The organism is Belnapia arida (assembly GCF_016773205.1).
Taxonomy (GTDB): Bacteria; Pseudomonadota; Alphaproteobacteria; order Acetobacterales; family Acetobacteraceae; genus Belnapia; species Belnapia arida.
Genome location: NZ_JAETWB010000221.1, coordinates 1 through 252, shown reverse-complemented (window position 1 = coordinate 252; position 252 = coordinate 1). Strand labels below are relative to the sequence as shown.

At 67.9% G+C, this 252-nt stretch carries 1 pseudogene; it reads left to right on the top strand.

The features are described from left to right. Positions 1-180: pseudogene (locus tag JMJ56_RS34680) on the top strand (hypothetical protein); the annotation flags it as partial. Positions 181-252 lie beyond the last annotated feature (72 nt).

Below are 252 nucleotides of genomic sequence, written 5' to 3'. Positions count from 1 at the left end.
GCCATCCGTCGGCGGCCGGGGCGGAAGACGGTTGTGACGCCGGCTCAAGACGACGTGCCGGCTGTGACCACGCGTGCGGACCCTGTTCTGGTGAAGGCATTGGCCCGGGCGTTCCGGTACCAGAAGCTGCTGGACGAGGGGCGGTATGCCTCAATCAGCGAGATGGCGGCGGCCGAGTAAGACCGTATGTCCGCCTTGAGCCGGGTGGCTCGTCCTACGATGCGCGGGTGAACGAGGGTTGCCCGCATGGGC